The sequence below is a fragment of the Neptuniibacter halophilus genome (assembly GCF_030295765.1).
GTDB classification, from domain to species: Bacteria; Pseudomonadota; Gammaproteobacteria; order Pseudomonadales; family Balneatricaceae; genus Neptuniibacter; species Neptuniibacter halophilus.
In genome coordinates, this window is record NZ_AP027292.1 from 1,964,373 (window position 1) to 1,982,184 (window position 17,812).

General features: G+C 51.4%; 20 protein-coding genes and 1 other RNA gene. 9 read left to right on the forward strand and 12 right to left on the reverse strand.

Annotated elements, in window-relative coordinates:
- Window positions 1-163: 163 nt before the first annotated feature.
- On the reverse strand, window positions 164-1,369 hold the full coding sequence (locus QUD59_RS09040) for a tyrosine-type recombinase/integrase (protein ID WP_286240968.1): 1,206 nt from the start codon (window positions 1,367-1,369) through the stop codon (window positions 164-166).
- A gap of 208 nt (window positions 1,370-1,577) precedes the next feature.
- Between QUD59_RS09040 and QUD59_RS09045 the strand changes: the two genes are divergently transcribed.
- A non-coding RNA gene (locus tag QUD59_RS09045) (RtT sRNA) lies at window positions 1,578-1,707 on the forward strand.
- 133 nt (window positions 1,708-1,840) lie between these two features.
- Here QUD59_RS09045 and QUD59_RS09050 read toward each other — a convergent pair.
- Complete coding sequence (locus tag QUD59_RS09050) at window positions 1,841-2,587, reverse strand: substrate-binding periplasmic protein (RefSeq protein ID WP_286240969.1); 747 nt, start codon at window positions 2,585-2,587, stop codon at window positions 1,841-1,843.
- A gap of 282 nt (window positions 2,588-2,869) precedes the next feature.
- Here QUD59_RS09050 and QUD59_RS09055 point away from each other — a divergent pair, with 282 nt between their 5' ends.
- The 4 genes from QUD59_RS09055 (at window position 2,870) to QUD59_RS09070 (ending at window position 5,738) form a co-directional block, all read left to right on the forward strand.
- Window positions 2,870-3,337, forward strand: coding sequence for a tetratricopeptide repeat protein (locus tag QUD59_RS09055; RefSeq protein WP_286240970.1), 468 nt, complete (start codon window positions 2,870-2,872; stop codon window positions 3,335-3,337).
- A gap of 117 nt (window positions 3,338-3,454) precedes the next feature.
- Window positions 3,455-4,264 carry a substrate-binding periplasmic protein gene (locus QUD59_RS09060; protein WP_286240972.1) on the forward strand — a complete coding sequence of 270 codons (810 nt, stop codon included), beginning with the start codon at window positions 3,455-3,457 and terminating at the stop codon, window positions 4,262-4,264.
- A 132-nt stretch (window positions 4,265-4,396) separates the two neighbouring features.
- Window positions 4,397-5,407, forward strand: a complete 1,011-nt coding sequence (locus QUD59_RS09065; RefSeq protein WP_286240973.1) for an NAD(P)/FAD-dependent oxidoreductase — start codon at window positions 4,397-4,399, stop codon at window positions 5,405-5,407.
- A 28-nt stretch (window positions 5,408-5,435) separates the two neighbouring features.
- On the forward strand, window positions 5,436-5,738 hold the full coding sequence (locus QUD59_RS09070) for a DUF6482 family protein (protein WP_286240974.1): 303 nt from the start codon (window positions 5,436-5,438) through the stop codon (window positions 5,736-5,738).
- Window positions 5,739-5,764: 26 nt separating this feature from the next.
- On the opposite strand, the gene QUD59_RS09075 is transcribed toward QUD59_RS09070, so the two are convergent.
- On the reverse strand, window positions 5,765-6,346 hold the full coding sequence (locus tag QUD59_RS09075) for a glutathione peroxidase (RefSeq protein WP_286240975.1): 582 nt from the start codon (window positions 6,344-6,346) through the stop codon (window positions 5,765-5,767).
- 141 nt (window positions 6,347-6,487) lie between these two features.
- Between QUD59_RS09075 and QUD59_RS09080 the strand changes: the two genes are divergently transcribed.
- Window positions 6,488-6,973: a DUF3592 domain-containing protein gene (locus QUD59_RS09080; RefSeq protein WP_286236581.1), complete on the forward strand. Its 486-nt coding sequence runs from the start codon at window positions 6,488-6,490 to the stop codon at window positions 6,971-6,973.
- Here QUD59_RS09080 and QUD59_RS09085 read toward each other — a convergent pair whose 3' ends face one another.
- The 5 genes from QUD59_RS09085 to QUD59_RS09105 form a co-directional block, all read right to left on the reverse strand.
- Complete coding sequence (locus tag QUD59_RS09085; RefSeq protein WP_286236582.1) at window positions 6,974-7,177, reverse strand: hypothetical protein; 204 nt, start codon at window positions 7,175-7,177, stop codon at window positions 6,974-6,976.
- 117 nt (window positions 7,178-7,294) lie between these two features.
- A complete protein-coding gene (locus QUD59_RS09090; RefSeq protein WP_286236583.1) occupies window positions 7,295-7,666 on the reverse strand; it encodes a thiol-disulfide oxidoreductase DCC family protein in 372 nt (123 codons plus the stop codon).
- Between the two features lie 80 nt (window positions 7,667-7,746).
- On the reverse strand, window positions 7,747-9,792 hold the full coding sequence (locus tag QUD59_RS09095; protein ID WP_286236584.1) for a GspE/PulE family protein: 2,046 nt from the start codon (window positions 9,790-9,792) through the stop codon (window positions 7,747-7,749).
- A gap of 3 nt (window positions 9,793-9,795) precedes the next feature.
- Window positions 9,796-10,194: a hypothetical protein gene (locus tag QUD59_RS09100; RefSeq protein ID WP_286236586.1), complete on the reverse strand. Its 399-nt coding sequence runs from the start codon at window positions 10,192-10,194 to the stop codon at window positions 9,796-9,798.
- Between the two features lie 17 nt (window positions 10,195-10,211).
- Window positions 10,212-10,976 carry a pilin gene (locus QUD59_RS09105; protein WP_286236587.1) on the reverse strand — a complete coding sequence of 255 codons (765 nt, stop codon included), beginning with the start codon at window positions 10,974-10,976 and terminating at the stop codon, window positions 10,212-10,214.
- A 261-nt stretch (window positions 10,977-11,237) separates the two neighbouring features.
- Between QUD59_RS09105 and QUD59_RS09110 the strand changes: the two genes are divergently transcribed.
- Window positions 11,238-11,570, forward strand: a complete 333-nt coding sequence (locus QUD59_RS09110; RefSeq protein WP_286236588.1) for an STAS domain-containing protein — start codon at window positions 11,238-11,240, stop codon at window positions 11,568-11,570.
- A gap of 42 nt (window positions 11,571-11,612) precedes the next feature.
- Here the strand turns inward: QUD59_RS09110 and QUD59_RS09115 are convergent, their stop codons facing one another.
- On the reverse strand, window positions 11,613-11,903 hold the full coding sequence (locus QUD59_RS09115) for a cupin domain-containing protein (protein ID WP_286236590.1): 291 nt from the start codon (window positions 11,901-11,903) through the stop codon (window positions 11,613-11,615).
- A gap of 183 nt (window positions 11,904-12,086) precedes the next feature.
- A complete protein-coding gene (locus tag QUD59_RS09120) occupies window positions 12,087-12,344 on the reverse strand; it encodes a hypothetical protein (protein WP_286236591.1) in 258 nt (85 codons plus the stop codon).
- A 185-nt stretch (window positions 12,345-12,529) separates the two neighbouring features.
- Between QUD59_RS09120 and QUD59_RS09125 the strand changes: the two genes are divergently transcribed.
- On the forward strand, window positions 12,530-12,706 hold the full coding sequence (locus QUD59_RS09125; protein ID WP_286236592.1) for a DUF3012 domain-containing protein: 177 nt from the start codon (window positions 12,530-12,532) through the stop codon (window positions 12,704-12,706).
- Between the two features lie 103 nt (window positions 12,707-12,809).
- The gene (locus QUD59_RS09130; protein ID WP_286236594.1) at window positions 12,810-14,102 is read left to right on the forward strand and encodes an HD-GYP domain-containing protein; all 1,293 of its coding nucleotides are present in this window, start codon (window positions 12,810-12,812) and stop codon (window positions 14,100-14,102) included.
- Window positions 14,103-14,117: 15 nt separating this feature from the next.
- Here the strand turns inward: QUD59_RS09130 and QUD59_RS09135 are convergent, their stop codons facing one another.
- Both QUD59_RS09135 and QUD59_RS09140 read right to left on the reverse strand, forming a co-directional pair.
- Complete coding sequence (locus tag QUD59_RS09135; protein ID WP_286236595.1) at window positions 14,118-14,513, reverse strand: arsenate reductase/protein-tyrosine-phosphatase family protein; 396 nt, start codon at window positions 14,511-14,513, stop codon at window positions 14,118-14,120.
- Between the two features lie 78 nt (window positions 14,514-14,591).
- The gene (locus QUD59_RS09140; RefSeq protein ID WP_286236596.1) at window positions 14,592-17,636 is read right to left on the reverse strand and encodes a bifunctional diguanylate cyclase/phosphodiesterase; all 3,045 of its coding nucleotides are present in this window, start codon (window positions 17,634-17,636) and stop codon (window positions 14,592-14,594) included.
- Window positions 17,637-17,812 lie beyond the last annotated feature (176 nt).

The following is a 17,812-nucleotide window of genomic DNA, read 5'->3' on the forward strand; positions in this document are numbered from 1 at the left end:
GCATTCTTCTAATTTTTTCTTTATCTGTTCATTTACCACTGATAATGAATGCAGCTCTGGGTGTCAGTGAAGCGCTATATGTATACTCTAGCTATATCTAGCAAAGTTGGGCAGTGGTTAGCGAGTATTGAGGCCCTTTGTGTTATCTCGAAAAACCTATGGCTTACTTCTTTTCTAATTTTATTGAGTCTAAGTGGTTAGCCCATTTCTGCATCATTACCGTTCTCTGCTCTAGAAGTTCTGCTTTGTTATAAGTAGCTCTTATTCTGTCCTTACTTGCATGAGCTAGTTGAAGTTCAATTGCGTCGGCGTTAAAACCAAGTTCATTAAGCATGGTTGATGCTGTGTGCCTAAATCCGTGAGATGTCATAACTCCTCTGCCTATAGGTTGGTGCGTATCTTCATCTCTAATGCGTATGATGGCTTGGTTTAGAGTGTTTTCGCTCATTGGTTTTCCGGTTCTTAAGCCAAATGCAGTGAGGAAAACATACTCGTGCTTTTGTGAAAGCTGGTGGGCTTTATTTAATATTTTAATGGCTTGTTTTGCTAAAGGGATTTTATGCTCTCTTTCCATTTTCATTTCATTAGAAGGTATTTTTATTAGCTTATCTTCAAAATTAATATATTCCCATTTCATAAAGCGTATGTTGTATGGGCGCAGCATGACTAGAGGCATGAGTTGCAAAGCTAGCTTTACAGATGGGTCGCCATCAAAGGTGTCTATTCCGCGAAGGATTTTTGCAAAGTCTTTTGGGTCGGTTATGTGAGCAAAATTGACTGACTTTTTAGGCTTGGGTAAGAGTTCGGAAATGGTTGCAGCTGGATTGTTCTGGATAAGCTGTAAACTAAGTAGGTAATTGAACGTTTGGCGACAATATGTTGCTAAGTCTTTTGCTGTTTCTCGTTTTCCCTTGTCAGCAATAGGCTTGAGTAAGTTGAGCAAATCAATGGCGGTTATTAGATCTACTGGTTTTGTGTCCAAGGGTTTAAACAAGTGCCGCTCCATTTTGGCTAACTTCTTTTTCGCAGTTGTAGGTCTAAGGTCCTGTGTAGACATCATCTCTTGAGCGTAGAAGCTGAATGGCTTCGCTAAGAGCTTCTCAGCGTCTTTTTGTGCTCTGGGGTCTTTGCCCTTTAAAACGTCGTGATGTGCTTGCTCATGAAGCTGACGAGCTTCAGAAAGAGATAGGCTAGGGTATTGTCCAAATGTGATAGTCGCGTATTTGTTATGAAGCTTGAAGTCATAACGAAAAGACTTTGTACCGTTTGTTCTGGTTAATACATAAAGGCCGCCGCCATCTGCTGTTTTGTAGCTCTTACTTTTGGGTTTTAGATTTTTGACCTTAGCGTCAGTTAGTTTTCTCTGCATGGAGGTGTCCTTTCTTTGTATACCCTAAATAATACCCTAAAATGGCATGGATTTGGTTAGTCTTTGATGGACGTTGTGAGACTCGTTTTGCTTTAAGTTACTTTATTGTAAGGTGTTATTGGATGTTGTGAGATATTGGTTTGACTTTCTCCAGGCGCGCCACTTTTTTATAGTTCTTCACATCTTTCAGTTTATACCCGTTCGACATTTAGAGTACTGAACTGGAGGGTGAGCAACCCCCGATGGGGTTCGAGCCGAGCGCAGCGAGACAACGTTGCCGCATTTTGGCAACGACCCGAAGGGCGAGGCGAAGCCGAGTAATCCTTCCAAACACGCCATTTTTATCTCCCCTACCTCCTCGTTCCCCTTCGATTGTTGCTGGCCTTTCCACCTGAGCATAAGGCGTACCGAAAAACGTTGGCGGTGCGTATCTGTTATTGGCCGCACAATGCTCTTAGTGCCGGTGGGATGTCATTCCCCCTGAACCTGTTGCTCCATTGAGAGCAGAGCAGACTCAATTTGCTCAAACAAACCGGCGTGCTGAGCAGAAAAGCTGGTTGCTATGAAGGCACTGCGAGTTGAAATCGGTATGGGGATGATTTCAGGTTTCCCTTCGCCTGAAAACGGTAGGTGTGTTCCTGAAATACCAACAGCTAAATCCACCCTCCCCTGAAGTAGCTGATTCATTTGTTGTGGGATGCTGTCAGCATGCATGATGGTTATCTCCCCATCAGCGACCATTTTGTCAAACTCAGTTGAGGTACTTACATCTCTGATTCTGCTGATGCGCAATCCTTTTAAGAAAGAGAGAGTTCCATCCACTGACGATAATTGCTTGCCTTTCACTTTAAACACCACAACGTCGAGTTCCATGAATGGACGTGTCGTAAATCGAAAAAGCCTGTCCCGGGTAGCTGTGCGAAAAATAGGCAGTATGACGTCTGCTTCTTGATTTTCTACAGACTGGATTGCGCGTTTCCAGGGAAGCGGGATGAAGATGGGGGTCAGGTTTATGCGTTTGAATAGTTGTTTGGCTTTATCAACCGCCTGACCTGAAACCTCTTGATTGCTATTCAGTGTCACGTAAGGGGGGAAGAGTACGGTGGCAACCCGGATGCTACCCTTTTCTGTGGAATACGCGGGTAAGGAATAGCCGATAAGTAATATGGATAAGCAGAGGCTTCCGATTGTCAGGGAGCGTCTTTGATGATCGAACAACGTCTGCTTAACCTCGCAAATTCAGTATCTGGATGATAAGTCTAGCTGCAAACTTCAGAATAAGGGAATGGAGCCTCTGTGACCTGCTCCCTATGTACCTGCCCACTGCACTTTTGTCTTTTATCCTTTTCGTTCTTTGGCCCTGTTTTTGTTTGTATCTATTGCCGGTGCGGCATACAGGTTCTACAACCACAGGGAGTGAAGCAAAAGGTCTGTGTATGGGGTTCGCTCTGATAGCGCAGAATGTAATTCATGGATTCATTTACACAAGGACGAAAAATAATGAATGTAAAAGCGATAGTGATCGGTTTAATGGGGCTGGTCTCGGTTGAGGCTGCGGCCAGTGATCTGAGTTATGAGGCCTATATCGACTCAGATAAGCGGATTAAATGTTTATACGGTTATGCTGCCGATAAAACCGGTAATCACGGGGCGGCGATCAGCATTTTCGAAGACTGTATCCGGCGCTGGAATGATGTGTATTCGATGATCTGGCTGGCACAGATCTACGAAACCGGTATTGGTGTTCCCCGCGATCTGGAGTATGCCACTGCTCTGATGAAGCGGGGCGCTGAGTCCGATGATGAGGCTGGCTACTCGATACTGGCGCGTTACCACTATGGTAAGGCTCTTTATCTGGGAATCGGCACCGAACAGAACCGCGAGGCCGGGTTACATTGGTTGCAGCGCTCTGCGGATGAAGGCAGCACTGATGCACAGGCGTATCTGTTGGAGTTGCTCGCAGAATAACCGGCTGCTCTGATGAGTTTGTGTAAGTTGCCACGCTTGCTTTCATCCACCCCCTCACTTCATCTACTATAAATAGCAGAGGCGATGTCTCTGTTCGTATAGCAGTGAGGGTGAGTGATGGCTGGTTTAGCCAGACAGGTAGTGGCAGCACTTGTGCTGCTTTTGGGATTTTCCAATGCCTTCGGTTGTGAGTTGGTGATGGGGTATCGGACCAGTGAGCGTCTGCCCCTGATCGATCAGGCTCCGGATAACCGGGGGCTCTATTTTGACCTGTACAACGAAGCGGCAAGGCAGATTGGCTGTAATCTGAAGGTTAGCCGTCTGCCTAAAAAGCGGGTGATTCAGGGTATGAGATCCGGGGTGATCGATTTTTATCCGGGTTTCTCCTTTAATGAGGTTCGCGCCGGCTATGCGGTTTTTATTGAGAATGGTCTGGAAACGAAGATCAGTATTCTCTCGTCGGATCGTCTGGCTGAAGTGACCGAGCTCAGCCAGATGCAAGGCAGAAGGCTGATTGTCGCGAACGGTGGCCCGACCTTCGGTGCAGAGCGTTACGGTATTCCGGTGACGTTTATCGAAAATCTGGATCTGGACCGGGCGATCGCCATGATCGATGAGGGGCGGGCTGATTTCTACCTCTACCATCGTGACACTCTGTTGTATTACCTGAAAAAACATCCTCAGAGCGGCGTTCGAATTCATCCCTGTTGCGGTGAATCCAGACCGATGTACCTGGGTTTTTCCCGCGCTTCTGCTCATTTTCAGCCGGTAGCAAACCCCGATTATAATCCTGCCCTGCCCGTATCGGCTGATAATCCCGATATTATCCCTGCTCAGGGCAGTGTGGCTGCACGCTTTGCTGAGGCGATTCAGGTGCTGAAGCAATCAGGTTATGTAGCGGATCTGGTTGCTCACTATTACGAGTAATTTTTGCAAACAACAAAGCTGTCTGTGTCTCTCTGCTGTTCCTTAACTGAACCATTCCCGCCTGATAAGCGTAACAGCTTGTTATTCAAAGCATGTTGCGTCTTTTATAAGTGATCAGGTACTGAAAATTCCATGAAATCTACGTATCCCCATATCGCTGTGGTTGGTGCGGGTCTGGCCGGCGCGGTTTTAACGTCTCACCTTTTGCAGGCGGGCATGTCCGTTACGTTGTTTGATAAGAGCCGTGGTACTGGCGGGCGGCTGGCCAGTTGTCGTCTGGGTGATCAGGTGGCTGATTTGGGTGCGCCACTGTTTGAAATAGATCCGGGTGCTTTCTGCGACTGGCTGCAGCAGCAACCCGAGATAAGCCGTTGGCAGCCAAAACGCAGTGACTTTTCGGGTGAGTCTCTTAAACCGGAGCAATACTTCGTGGTCAGCCCTCGTCAGAGTGCGTTGACCCGGCGGTTGATTCAGGGCGCTGAGTTTATTCCGCAGTTACGGGTGGGATCGCTCTGGCCCGAGCGGGTCGGTTCCGGTCAGGGTGTGGTGCTGCGTGATGAGCACGGCAAGGCGATCGGGCATTACGATGCAGTGGTGGTCGCTACGCCGGCCAGACAGGCAGTTGCGTTATTGGAGGCGTTACCACGCTTTATGCACAGGGCTGCTGCCGTGGCTACTTTTCCTCGCTGGGTTCAGGTTCTGGAAATTCCGGCCGGAGCAGGCCCGCGATCGGAGTTAATACTGGGTGAACACCCACAGTTGCTGCGGGTGTGTCATAACAGTCATAAGCCGGGCCGGATCGCTTCGGCTGAGAGCGAGGTGTGGGTGCTGGAGGCAAATGAGCAGTGGAGCGCGGAGTATTGTGATGCCCCGCCGGCGCAAATCTCCGCCAGTCTTAAGGCGGCTTTTTCCAGCCTGTTGCCTGCCAGTCCAAAGGTGATATCAGAGAGAACGCATCGTTGGTTGTATGCCCGTCATGAGGGGCTGGGTGAGCCTTTTCTCTGGGATGAGCGCAGCGCTATTGGCGCCTGTGGTGACTGGCTGGCGGTGGGGGGAGCTGAGGGTGCCTGGCGAAGTGCCTCCCTGCTTGCTGGGGAAGTGATCCGTCAGTTTACATCCCCGCTGAAAGCGGAGATGGCATGATTACCTGCTGACTGAGGAGTTAGCTCATATGGATAAACTACAGTTTGATCAGCTCATCAGCTTACAACCTCTGAAACGGGTTCAGATCCGGTCGATCGACTGGTCGCTTTATCAGGTTCGGGTACAAACCGGTGATTCGCTTGTGCTTCTTTACGCCGGGAAAGCGCCGGCCCGGTTTAACAGTCTGGGGCAGATAAAAGACAAATTTGAGGCGCTACAGGTCGATCGCTTTCAACTGGTTAGGGATTGCTGCAGCTACGATGAAATGGTCGGTCAGCCAGAAACAGTCTTCCCGGACTTTCTTGAGACCGAACTGCACTGGAAACCCTGAGCTCATGCACCCCGGTCGTTTACGCATCAGAGGGACGGCAGGTAACCCCGGATAAAGCGCCTGAATTCAGGGTCCGAAGGTTTGATATGGCTTTTGAAGCTGCCGACTACCTGCCCATCAGGAGCGATCAGGTATTTGTGAAAATTCCAGCCGGGGTATTCGCCGCTCTTTCTGGCCAGAAACTGGTAGAACGGGTCCGCTTTGCCCCGGGCGGCGTGAACTTTTTCGAACATAGGGAACTCAACGCTGTAGGTCAGGCGGCAAAACTCCAGAATCTGTTGCTCGGTTCCCGGCTCCTGACCGGCAAAATCATTTGAGGGAAAACCGAGCACGACCAGACCCCGGTCTTTATATTCCCGGTAAAGTTGCTCAAGGCCATCATATTGCGGGGTGTAGGCGCATTTACTCGCGGTGTTGACGACCAGTATTAACTTGCCAAGATAATGCTGGCAGAGGTGCACCTGCTGAGCTTCGCCCAAACGTTTAAATGTGAAATCCAGACTCTGAGGGCAGAGTGGGCTCTGTTTGGGTTCTGCTGCATTCAGGGGCTTGCTGAGCATCAGGAACCCCAGCAGCGCCATAATGGTGACAGAGTAAAGCCAGTTCATCTGAGTCTCCCTGATGGTTTTTGTCCTGTACGCGAGATGAGCTGATATGGATTGGTTCCAGTTGCGGATCGGGTTAATCTGGTTCGTGATCGTATGTAGCCCGCAACCATCATCGAATTGCTGAGAAGAAAAGGCAGCACAATGTATCTGTATGAGATCTTTCAGAAAGCCCTGGCAGGAGACCATCAGGCTCTGTTTTTCTGTATCGCGGCATATGGGTGTCTGGCCTGCGCTGTCTCGGTTGTTTTACAACTGCGGATGCAGCGCTGGAAAGCGGTTGATGGGCAATTGCTGCAGGCAGGTGCCGTAAAGGTCGGACATGAGAATCTGGCGACTGAACAGCACTATATGGCTGAAGCGCTCTACGTTTATCAGGTGGCAGGGCGTGAATATCGGGGCAGTAAAGTATCTTCCTGGGTTATGTCTGCCAGTGGGAGCCTGCGGGGTGTGTCGCTGCTGCAGTTAAAGGGAATTAAGCACAAAGCGGATGGATCGATCGTGGTGTATCACCACCCGGATAAACCGGAGAAAAGTATGCTGATCAGGCCCGGCAGGTTCAGTATTCTGTTAACGGCAGGGTTGGGAACGCTCCCTGTGGTGCTCTATCTTCTGCGTTATACGGGCTGATCAGGGGTTACATACTGTAGCGGTGCCGGCGGTTGAAACCTGTTCCCCGGTCTCGCTGAACTGCGCTTTCACGGTTTGCAGGCAGGGGCCGCATTTTGATTTGCCTTTGCCCAGTTCATCCCAGTTTTGGTTACTGACACCCAGTTGGATATCGACGGCCTGCTTTAAGCACTGGCCGCAGGTGAGGTGTTTATTTTTCTCCACGCGCAGACTCCCCTGATGGTTGGGTGGAACCAGTGTAGGTGTTTAAGCTGACTTAAACCAACCAATCGGTCTGAAAGCTGATTCAGGTCAACGGATGGGGAGGGGTGAAGCTGTGCTTTATAATCGCCCCTGCTTTCTCAGCCTGCGCCGTACCATCCAGCGATAAAGGCCACTGGCGACAGGGCGAATGAATGGCAAGCCGATCAGCCAGCCAACCAGACGATATTCTGGGATACGGCGGCATAAGACCTGATAGGCATCCAGTTCTGAGAGAATCTCACCATCCGGGTTACGGACATGTAATTCGGTCAGAGCTTTGTAAGGCTCGATTCCCAGTTGTTGCAGCAGCTTTTCCTGACCCGTGATATCAAACCACTCGACAGGTTCGAGGTTTGCTGGTTCTTTTGCTTCATAATTTTTTCTGTCCTGAATACAACGGGGGCAACTGCCGTCATAAAAAACAGTAATTTTGCCTCTGGGATCGTTCATTATGCTGTCCTCCTGCGAGGGCAAAGACAGGACACCCGGCAAGCCATCGTGATGTGGGAGAGTGACGTCGTGATGTCTCCTCAGTGTTCGATCATCTCTGCAGCAATCTGCTGCAATTGATCGCTTTCCAATGGCAGGCTGAGCCAGCGGGTAACTTTGAATTTGTTGAATAATTGCTCATGTTCAGGCTTTATAGATTCGATAATGAATACCGTAGGCAACCCGGCCCAGGCCAGAGACTTACGTATCTCTGCCAATTGCTGAGTGATCTCCTGATCCTCTCTTAACATAATGAACTGTGCGAAGATGCCTGCATGTTGATGCAGTAGCTCCCGAGCTTTTTCAGGGGTTTCAGCCCTGAACAGAGGATAAGGGAGTGTCGTATCGATCTCATCTCCGATCGGTTTGTCCGTGCCGATAAACAACAGGCTGGTTTCACTGCTTCCCTGATCCTGTTGAGTTGTGTTCAGTGCATCCTGCATGATCAGAGAGTTGAATGCTCGCCAATAATGGGCCCCCAGAACCCGACTGATTTCGGCAATGCTGGTAATACCCGATACTACTGCTTCGGTTGCTATCACGTTCATGCTTCTTTGAGATTCCGTCTGGGTGGTTTCAAGAAACTTATCCAGCCGCAGAGCCTCAATATGCTGGTCAGAAGGCTCAAATACCTCGATAAGCGGGAAGCGGCCTTTATAACCCGTATAGTTGCAGGCTTCGCAACCGACTTCTCTCATGGCCGGGTTTTCCTGGGTCGCCTCCGCAAATAGTTTTTCCAGATGGTTATGATGAACCAACGGCTCAGCGCAGGTATCGCACAGTTGGCGAGCCATACGCTGAGCGATAATGCCTTTGAGCCCTTCAGCCAGTTGTCCCTGTGAAGCGCCCAGATCCAGAAGGCGCCGGATAGTGCCAGGTACATCAGATGTATGCAGGGTGGCAAATACCAGATGCCCTGTCATTACGGCCTGTAAGGTAATTTGTAGCGTTTCCGTATCGCGAATTTCACCAATCAGAATGATATCGGGGTCTTGCCGGAGCATGGATTTTAGAATGCTGCCGAACCCTCGGCCGCGCTTATCATCTACTTCGATCTGACTGATGCCCGGGATGCGATATTCGACCGGGTCTTCGGCAGTCATGATATTTCGGTTGGGTGTGTTTAACTGGCTCAGCAAGGTGTACAGGCTGGTGGTTTTACCTGAGCCTGTTGGGCCCGTAAACAGGATCAGGCCACGGCTTTCCTGACAGAGGCGCTCAAGAGCATGCTGTTCTGCTAATGGGAAGCCTAGCTTGCTCATGGAAAATTTTCGATTCTGACTCAGCAGACGAATCACCAGTCTCTGGCTGTCATGGCTGGGTAGAATGGAGATCCTCAGGTCAAATGCCTGATCGTTAATGTTCATCTGGATTCGCCCGTCTTGTGGCGTGCTGTGGTTGGAGGTATCCAGATGCGCACAGGTCATAATGAAGCGAATAACCGAGTCTTGCACCGTTTTTGGCAGGCTGGGGCCGCGAATCAATTGTCCGTCGACCCGGTATCGGACCAGTCCGCCCCCGAGAAAAGGCTGGATATGAATATCGCTGGCGTTTTTTTTCACGGCTTCATCCAGAATCAGCAGTGAGATCCGTTCAATGACCTGATCAGGGCTGGCTGCTTGCGTCAGTTCTTCATCAGATATCCACAAACTGCGGCTCGACTCCACTGGCAAGGCGTAGGTCAGGTTGATAGCGTTATCTATCTCTTCCGGCGGTGCGAAGAATAACTCCACCTTATGCCCCATTTGAAACGCAAGTTCGTGGGCCAGCTTTTCGTTAAATGGATCGCAGCAGGCGAGGTGCAGGGTATTGCCCTCTTTGCCACAGCCAATCACCGCATACTTTCTGGCAATCGACTCTTTGATCTGCGATACCCGGCTCTTGCTTAAACGGTCGGGGGTAGCGCAGGGTATATGAGTCTGTTCGTGTAAAAAGTTGAACAACTCTGTACTGCCCAGATCTGTGGCCTGACAAAGACGTTTCCAGCTCTGTGATGGGTCTTCTGTGAGGATTGTTTTCTCTAGCTCCGTAGCATGATCCGGACAAAGTTTAATTAACAGTAGTTGAAGCCATTGCAGGGAATTCATGGGTTAACTCTCGCTGAAAATCAGTTCCCGACCCGGGGCTTGTGTATGATCTCCTCGGTAGAACAGGGTGATTTTGTTGTTACCTTGGGGCAAAACCCCGATCGAAGCTGCCAATATAGGGTTTTCAAAAGGAGCCAGAAGTGATTCGCCCGCCTGATAGCGTTGCGTGAGTTGCTTTTCAGCTTCGTCGTACAACTGGTCGATATTACTGAGATGGTGTTCGTCCGGTGCCAGTTCGTGAGCCAGTTTGTAATGTTCGCCTTCAGCCAGAATCAGAATAATTAACAAAGGCCAGAGGAACAGGTTAAACCGCTTGTTTTGTCTTTTGCTCACCTGATGACTTGTGCCGCTGGATTCATCCTTCGCAACGGCCATGGCGATGTAATCTTGAATCTCACTCATACTACGGTACCTTCAGTTCAAAGGGGACAATTAGGCCGGTGGGGATTGCGGTGATAATAACCGCCGTTTCGTTTGATACATTCAGGTGGAATAGTTACCACCTGAATGTGTGTCGACTGGACGGCTGGCGGCTGTGAATTTGTTACTTGTGCCGGTGCCTGAGTCACAGGGGGATTGCTCGTCTGAGGTGATTGCTGTGATTGTTGGACGGCGAGCGATGCTGCTGCATGACTTGTAACTGGCGTTCCCGGATTCAGGGTAGAGGCGGTTGTGCTACCCGTCGGTGAGGGCGTTTCTGCTGCCGGGCTGGAATGAGCAGGGGGCTGGGTGTTGCCCGAGGGTTGTGGATCCGCGAGCCAGACACTGAGCATAGTCCGGTTGTAATAGCCATGAATCCAGCTCTCGGGTAGGTGCTTACGCGCTTCGTCAATGATAAAGCGACCGTCAGCATCTGAGGCCATAAATACGGCAATAGGGCGGTTACTGCCGCTAATGGCGGTCTGGGTAAGAAAGTGCGGGGTTTTTAAGAGTTCCGGGTTCAGCTTCAGGGGTGCAGGCCATAATCCTGATTGCGGCGGGGTCTGTAACTGAGCCGGCCAGTTTGCCTGACTTATTTCGATGGCTACGCGCTCACGCAGAGTTTCAATTTTTTCAATCAGATCCACCGACTTGGCCGAATGGATATAACGTTGATAAGTCGGAACAGCAATCGCGGCCAATATGCCGATGACAGCAATCACCAGCATCAGCTCGATCAGAGTAAAGCCTGTATTCTTCTGCATAGATGGATACTCCATTTTCACCCTGCGAGAACAAGAATCAGTTTTTCACAAGGAAAATGTAGCATGAATTAGCCCGTGTGAAACCAGATAGAGGTTAGCCCATTAGTTCCAATACAACGGAGTAGAGCTGTTTCTCCTGGGTGGATCATTAAGATGATGGCGTTTTAATAGTCCCAGACTGCAACGCTATAAAAACATAAGGACAAACCGATCTCTGTTTGCTAGCTTTGTACAACATAATGATAAATACAGGGTTTAAGCGTGGGCAGTTTGTTTGAATTTACCGACGAGCATGGGCGTGGCGCTACCATCAGCTTGCCTATACAGTGCGGTGAAAATCTCTGTACACCGTTAAAAAATCAGTGCTTGTCTCACCTGCAGGGCGGGATCTCGGTAACGCTGGATCTGAGCCAGACCGAGGCGCTGGATAAGGTGCTGCTGGGCTGTTTTCTGGAATTGAATGAGATAGCCGCGCAGTACGAATGCCGCTTTAGTCTGTTGAACCCTCACGGGGCTGTGCTCGAGCTGTTGCATCGGCTTCACTTTGAGCAACTGATGACTCTGAACCATTCGCCCGTCACCTACGAGATCTGACAGCGTTCTACCCGCCAGATCACCTGTTTACCGTTTGCCGCTTTATTTCAGTTCTACTTCAACAAACGCAAACTCGTAATCGTTAGCATTAATCACGTTGTGCTTTACCCCGGCTGTTCTGAAATAGGACTGGCCGAGCTTCAGTGCGCTGCGGCTCTCGCCTTCGGCGGTTTCCAGTAACAGATCACCGTCAAGTCCGGGGATGACGATATAGTCATGGCCATGCTGATGCCAGCCGGTTTCAGCGCCGGGCGGGAACCGCCACTCCGTGACAATCACGCGGTCATTTTCAATTTGCAGGGTAGGTTGTGCTTTGGGTCTTGCTGTAGTCATGGGTCACTCCTCTGAGGCAGACCGGGGTGGGCGATTGCTTTTGCATGGGTACCCCGAATCGATGTTGTCTGTAATCCACAGAGCAAAACGGATGCCAGAGCAGGAATGCCCGGTTTATGTGCCGAAACTTTGAAAGACAGGCGCGGATAACGCTCAAACGGCTTGTTGGAGAGCGCTCATCGCTCACCGGGGCTCGTGCTTTTTCATGGTTGCGAGGATCTGATCGTACAGGGAGATCAGCTTATCCAGATCCTGAATGCAGCCCCGTATCAGAATAAATACCGGTAACAGGCAGGCAGCGATGATCAGATACAGTTGTACCATCAGGTGCTCTGCAGTGACCGCGCCGAGGATCAGGGCCAGTAAAACACAGAGACAGAGGAGTTGTTCGCCGGTGCTGAGGTTTTTCAGGCACAGATAAAAGCTTCGGATCAGGTGCATCGCTTCTCTCCTCACTGGCTGAATGGATAATTTATATATATGCAACGTATATACATATTGCAACCGGGCTGGTAGCAGGATGCAGTCAGGGCTTGCGGATTTTACGCTTGGGATCAGGACGGCCGGGTTGCTATGATGGGGTGCCCCGGGAGTACCCCGGGACTTTAAACAGGAAAGGACTGAAAATGAAAAAGCTGACGAAACTCACGGTTGCTCTGCTCTTTGCTCTGCCATTGCTGACCCTGCAGGGCTGCTCACCTGAAGTGGGTTCAAAAGAGTGGTGTGCAGAACTGAAAGAGAAGCCTAAGGGCGACTGGAGCGCCAATGAGCTGAAGGACTTTACCAAGCACTGCATTCTCTGATTTTGCAGTCAAACCAGACCGGTGTGGTCTGGTTTGACGAATGCCCCCCGTCTGAACTTTACTTGGTAGTATTGTCGCGCTCGCTGCAGCTCCGGAGGGAAAGGTGTTGGATATCAGAGTGGAAGTGGCCGCCGAAACGGTTGTTGGCATGGATGTGGATGTTGGCCGCGCAGCACACACCCTGACTAAAGCGCTGGATTATGTTGGCATTGACGACAAAAGTCATGGCCGCCGAGTCGGTCTGATCTGTCACCGGATAGCGCATCTGCTGGGCTGGAATCGTCAGCGCCGCCATTTCAGTTTGCTGGCGGGTATGTTGCATGACTGCGGCGTTTCATCCACGTCGGTGCATAAGAAACTGGTGGATGAGATGGAGTGGCAGGGGGCGGAACAGCATTGTATCCGCGGCGATAAGTTTCTCCGTAGTTTTCCACCGTTTCAGGCTTATGCTCCGGCGATTCGTTATCACCACACCCGTTGGGCGTCTTTGCCGGATACCCTTGATCCGGAAACCCGTGAATATGCCAATCTGATCTTTCTCGCTGACCGGCTCGATGTACGCTATGCGGTGTTTGTCAGTGAACACCCCTATCATCAGGTGTTGTTACAGCGCCATGAATTGCTCGACGATCTGCTGCCTTATGTGGGTACGCTATTTTCGGAAACGCTCTATCAGGCGCTGCGGGTCGCGGCCGAGAAAGACAGCTTCTGGCTGGAGCTGCGCGATGAATATCTGGATGAGGCAATCTTTGAGACGCTGGATTCCGGGGATTATAAGATCTCGCTGAATTTTAATGAGATCGAAGCGCTCGGGGAGCTGATCTCTCAGGTAGTGGACGCCAAAAGCCCGTTTACCCACTACCACAGCCTGCGCGTGGCAGACCTGGCTTATACGCTGGCCGGGCTGGCCGGAGTCGGGTCTTACGATGCCCGGCTGTTGCGTATTGCCGGCTTACTCCATGATGTGGGTAAGTTGCGCACCCCGGATGAAATTCTGGAAAAGGCGGGGCCTCTGTCGGCCGATGAGGCTGCGCAGATGCACAGCCACCCGCTGGACAGTAAGCGGGTTTTGCAGGCCATCTTCCCTGATACTCCGATTGCCCGCTGGGCCTCTGAACATCATGAAAAACTGGATGGCTCCGGTTATCCCTTTGGCTGGCATGCTGAACAGATCGACCTGCCCACCCGGATTCTCTGTATTGCGGATATCTTTCAGGCACTTTGTCAGAAGCGCCCCTACCGGGATCGGCTGAGTGTGGATGAGGTGTTGCAGATAATGGACAGCATGGCTGCGAAAGGGCAGATTGATCTGAACGTGTATACACTGTTACAGGAACACCGGCAGCGGCTTTATGCTATTGCCGTCAGTGCCGGGGCTCAGATATATGAGCCCTAGCCCTGTTTCGCGCTGTCAGTGGATCAGGCCTTTAGCCAGAAACATCAGACGGAGCCTTTCGGCCAGCTCTATCTCCAGATGGCGTAGCTGCTCCGGGTCATCCGGATGAGAAAAATCCCAGCGGATGTGCTCCCGGTCTGAAGCCAGTTCAGGAATGGCCTGATGGCTCTTATCGCAGAGCGTAATAATCATATCAAAATGCTGGTCAGCCAACGTTTCCAGTTGAGTGGATTGTAAGGGCTGCGCCTGCTTGTTGATCCCTGCAGCCCATTGCTGAATAAATTCCGGAACCGGTGTCGGCTCGATGCCTGCGCTGACCGCGGTGACATTTCCCTTTCCCAGATGGTTTGCCAGAATCATCGCTATCTGGGAGCGAATCGCATTATGACGACAGACAAATAAAATATTCACAGGCATATCCCTATTCTTCTTATGTTGCGCTGAATCTGGTTGGAGTATAGGCCAGGGATACAGCCATCGGAAGAGGTATCAACGGGCCGGGATACGGCTGCTGAACAGCTTCTCAAACTCGGCTGCCGGCAAGGGTTTACCAAGATAAAAACCTTGTAACAGATCACAGTGCTGGCTTTGCAGGAACTGATACTGCGCTTCAGTTTCGATCCCTTCGGCGGTGACACTCAGCCCCAGTTGGTGAGCCATGGCGATGGTCGCCGTGACCAGAATCTGAGCATCTTTATTGGCTGGCAGCTCCATCACAAATGAGCGGTCAATCTTCAGGTTGTTAAACGGGAAGGTCTTCAGATAGTTGAGAGAAGAGTAGCCGGTACCAAAGTCATCCATCGACAGCCTGACCCCGAGCGCTGAGATCTCATTCAGGGTCTGACTCAGTTCTGGTGTGGCCTCAATCAGCAGGCCTTCCGTGACTTCAATCACCAGATGCCGGGCGGGCAGGTCATGGCGCTCCAGCGCATATCGCAGATCATCCACCAGATTATTGCCTTTAAACTGCCTTGGCGAGACATTAACGGAGATAGAAAAGTGGCTATGGCCCTGATCGATCCATTTTCGGGCCTGACCACAGGCCTGCTCCAGTACCCAGCGGCCAATCGGAATAATCAGGCCGGTCTGTTCGGTCAATGGGATAAATTCGGTGGGTGATACCATTCCCAGCGTAGGGGAGTGCCAGCGCAGCAGGGTTTCTGCGCCACTGATCCTGGCTTCGCCGCCATTGCTACTGATCAGTGGCTGAAACGCCAGACTGAACTCGCCATTATCCAGTGCATCACGAAGATTATTATCCAGTTCGAGTTGCCGGGTGGCGATATCGTTCATCTCCTGAGTGTAGTAATGGAAGCGGTTTCGCCCATCCTTTTTCGCCTTGTACATGCCGATATCTGCCGCCCGCAGCAGTGCCGGGAAATCATCCGCATCATCAGGGTAGATGGAGATACCGATGCTGGTGGTGACTACCAGTTGCTTGTTCTGCACATCAAACGGTTGTGAGAACTGTTCCAGAATCTGCTCAGCTACCAGTTCAGCCTGTTCCGGGGTTTGCAGTTCGTCAAGCAGGATCAGAAACTCATCGCCCCCTTGCCGGGCCAGTGTATGGTGGGGTTCCAGACAGTGTTTCAGACGCTGGGTGGCCTGTTGCAGCAGGCGGTCGCCGACGTCGTGACCGAGACTGTCGTTGACCTTCTTGAAGCCATCCAGATCAACAAACATCAGCGCCAGCTTCTGCTGGTGGCGGTCAGCGGCGCGGATGGCCTGTTCCGCCCGGTCTTTGGCCAGAAAACGGTTAGGAATATGGGTTAACAGATCATACTGAGCCTGATAGAGAATATGTTCTTCCTGCTCCTTCTGGCGGCTGATATCGCGAATCGAAAGCACGTTATACAGGCCGTCTTCAAACTGCATACTGGCGCTGGTGATCTCCGCCGGGAACAGGCTGCCGTCGCGGCGTTGCAGCGTCAGTTCAAAACTCTGATTACGTCCGGATTCTGTGATGATCTTCTGCAGGGTTTCCGGGCTGAAAATGTGACTGAGTGACTTTGAAACCAGATCTTCCCGGCGTTCGCCGATGATGCTGCAGAACGACTGGTTTACATCGATGATGTTCTGGTTACTGTGAATTAACAGCCCCTCGGCGACCAGATCGGAGAGCTGGCGGAAACGGAATTCACTGGCACTGAGTTTTTTCTGTACCTCAAGCTGCTTGCGGATATCACGGAAGGAAGCTGCGCGGGCAGCGCGTCCCTCCCACAGCACTGAACGGCCGGTGACAATTACCGGAATGATTTCACCCTGACGGGTTTTGACCTTGGCCTGATAAGGCTGTTCTGAGCCCTGCCGGATATGCTTCAGTGCTGTTTCCAGACTCTTCGGGGTGAAGAGATCGCGTGCATCCAGATTGAGAAACTCCTCGTGGGTGTAGCCCAGCAGTGCCTCAGCCTGACGATTTACGTCGACAATCCCCTGTTTGTTATGGATCAGGATCACTTCCGAGCTGACCTGTTCAAAGCGCTGCAGACGATCTTCGCTCTGTTCGAGCTGGCGCTGATAACGCTGGCTGGTCACCATGCTGGTTTGCAGCCGCTGATATAACTTAAAAACCGCAACCAGGGTGAAAATGAACAGCAGAAGCAGTATCCCCAGTGCCGAGCGATGCTGCCCGAGCTGGCTCTGGGTGTGGTAGTTGTCGGGCAGCAACAGATACGCGATGGACCAGCCCGGCAGTGCGTCGATGGTTTGCTGCTCCAGCAGGTAGGTGCTTTTATCAGGCGCGCTGGCCTGACCGACAGCATTGCTCTGGAAGCCCAGTGTTTCCGGAAGCGTATCGCCAAACTGACGAGACTCGGCGATCTGCATCTGCTGGCGCTCAGTCATCGGGAACAGGGTTTTATATAACCAGCCGGCTTCATTGGAGGCGAAGATCACGCCGTTGGGGTCCATCAATGCGGCCTGTCCGGTCAGCTCAGAAAAGTAGCTTTCGATCAGGCCGGGTTCGTATTTGATGACGCTGACGCCGATCACCTTCTGATGACTGGAGTAAACCGGGCTGCTGAAATAGATGCCGCGCTTTTTAGTGGTCACTCCCAGCGCCAGATGAACACTGGGGATACCCTGAAGAGCCTGTTTAAAATAGGGACGGAAACTGTAGTTGTTACCCGTGAGTGAGCGTTTTCCGAGTCGGTTATCGACCAGTGTCAGCCCCTCGGAATTCATCAGGTAGCAGATCGAAGCCTGCAGGGTTTCACAGTAACGCTTATGCAGCAGGTGGATCTGATGCCACTCGGACGCCGGAGCGCCCTGTTCGAGATAGTCGCGCAGTTCACCCTCACCCGCCAGAAGGCTGACGGAGTGGCTGCGGTTGCGAATAAAGGCATTGGTCTGGCTGGCCAGCAGCTTGGTTACGTTGAGGCTGTGCGCCCGGGCTTCCAGCTCGGTCTGCGAGAACAGGTTCAGATAAACCAGACCGGCACCGAAAGCCACCAGTATCAGCGGCAGGATAATCAGCGCCAGCAAGACCCGGGTGGGGTTGGAATGTTTGATAGGAAGTTGAACGTTATCTGCCAAGGTAAGCCTGCTACAACGGATTTTATTTTTATGGGCGGGCGGCTGCCAGGTTGATCACTCAGATTAATCTACTTTAGAACCGGGATCTCGCTGCCGCAACAGAGCGGGCGAATATCTTACCGGGGATTTGTTCTGGGTCATGATTCTCCCCTTCAGGGTTTCGGGCCTGGCTTCAG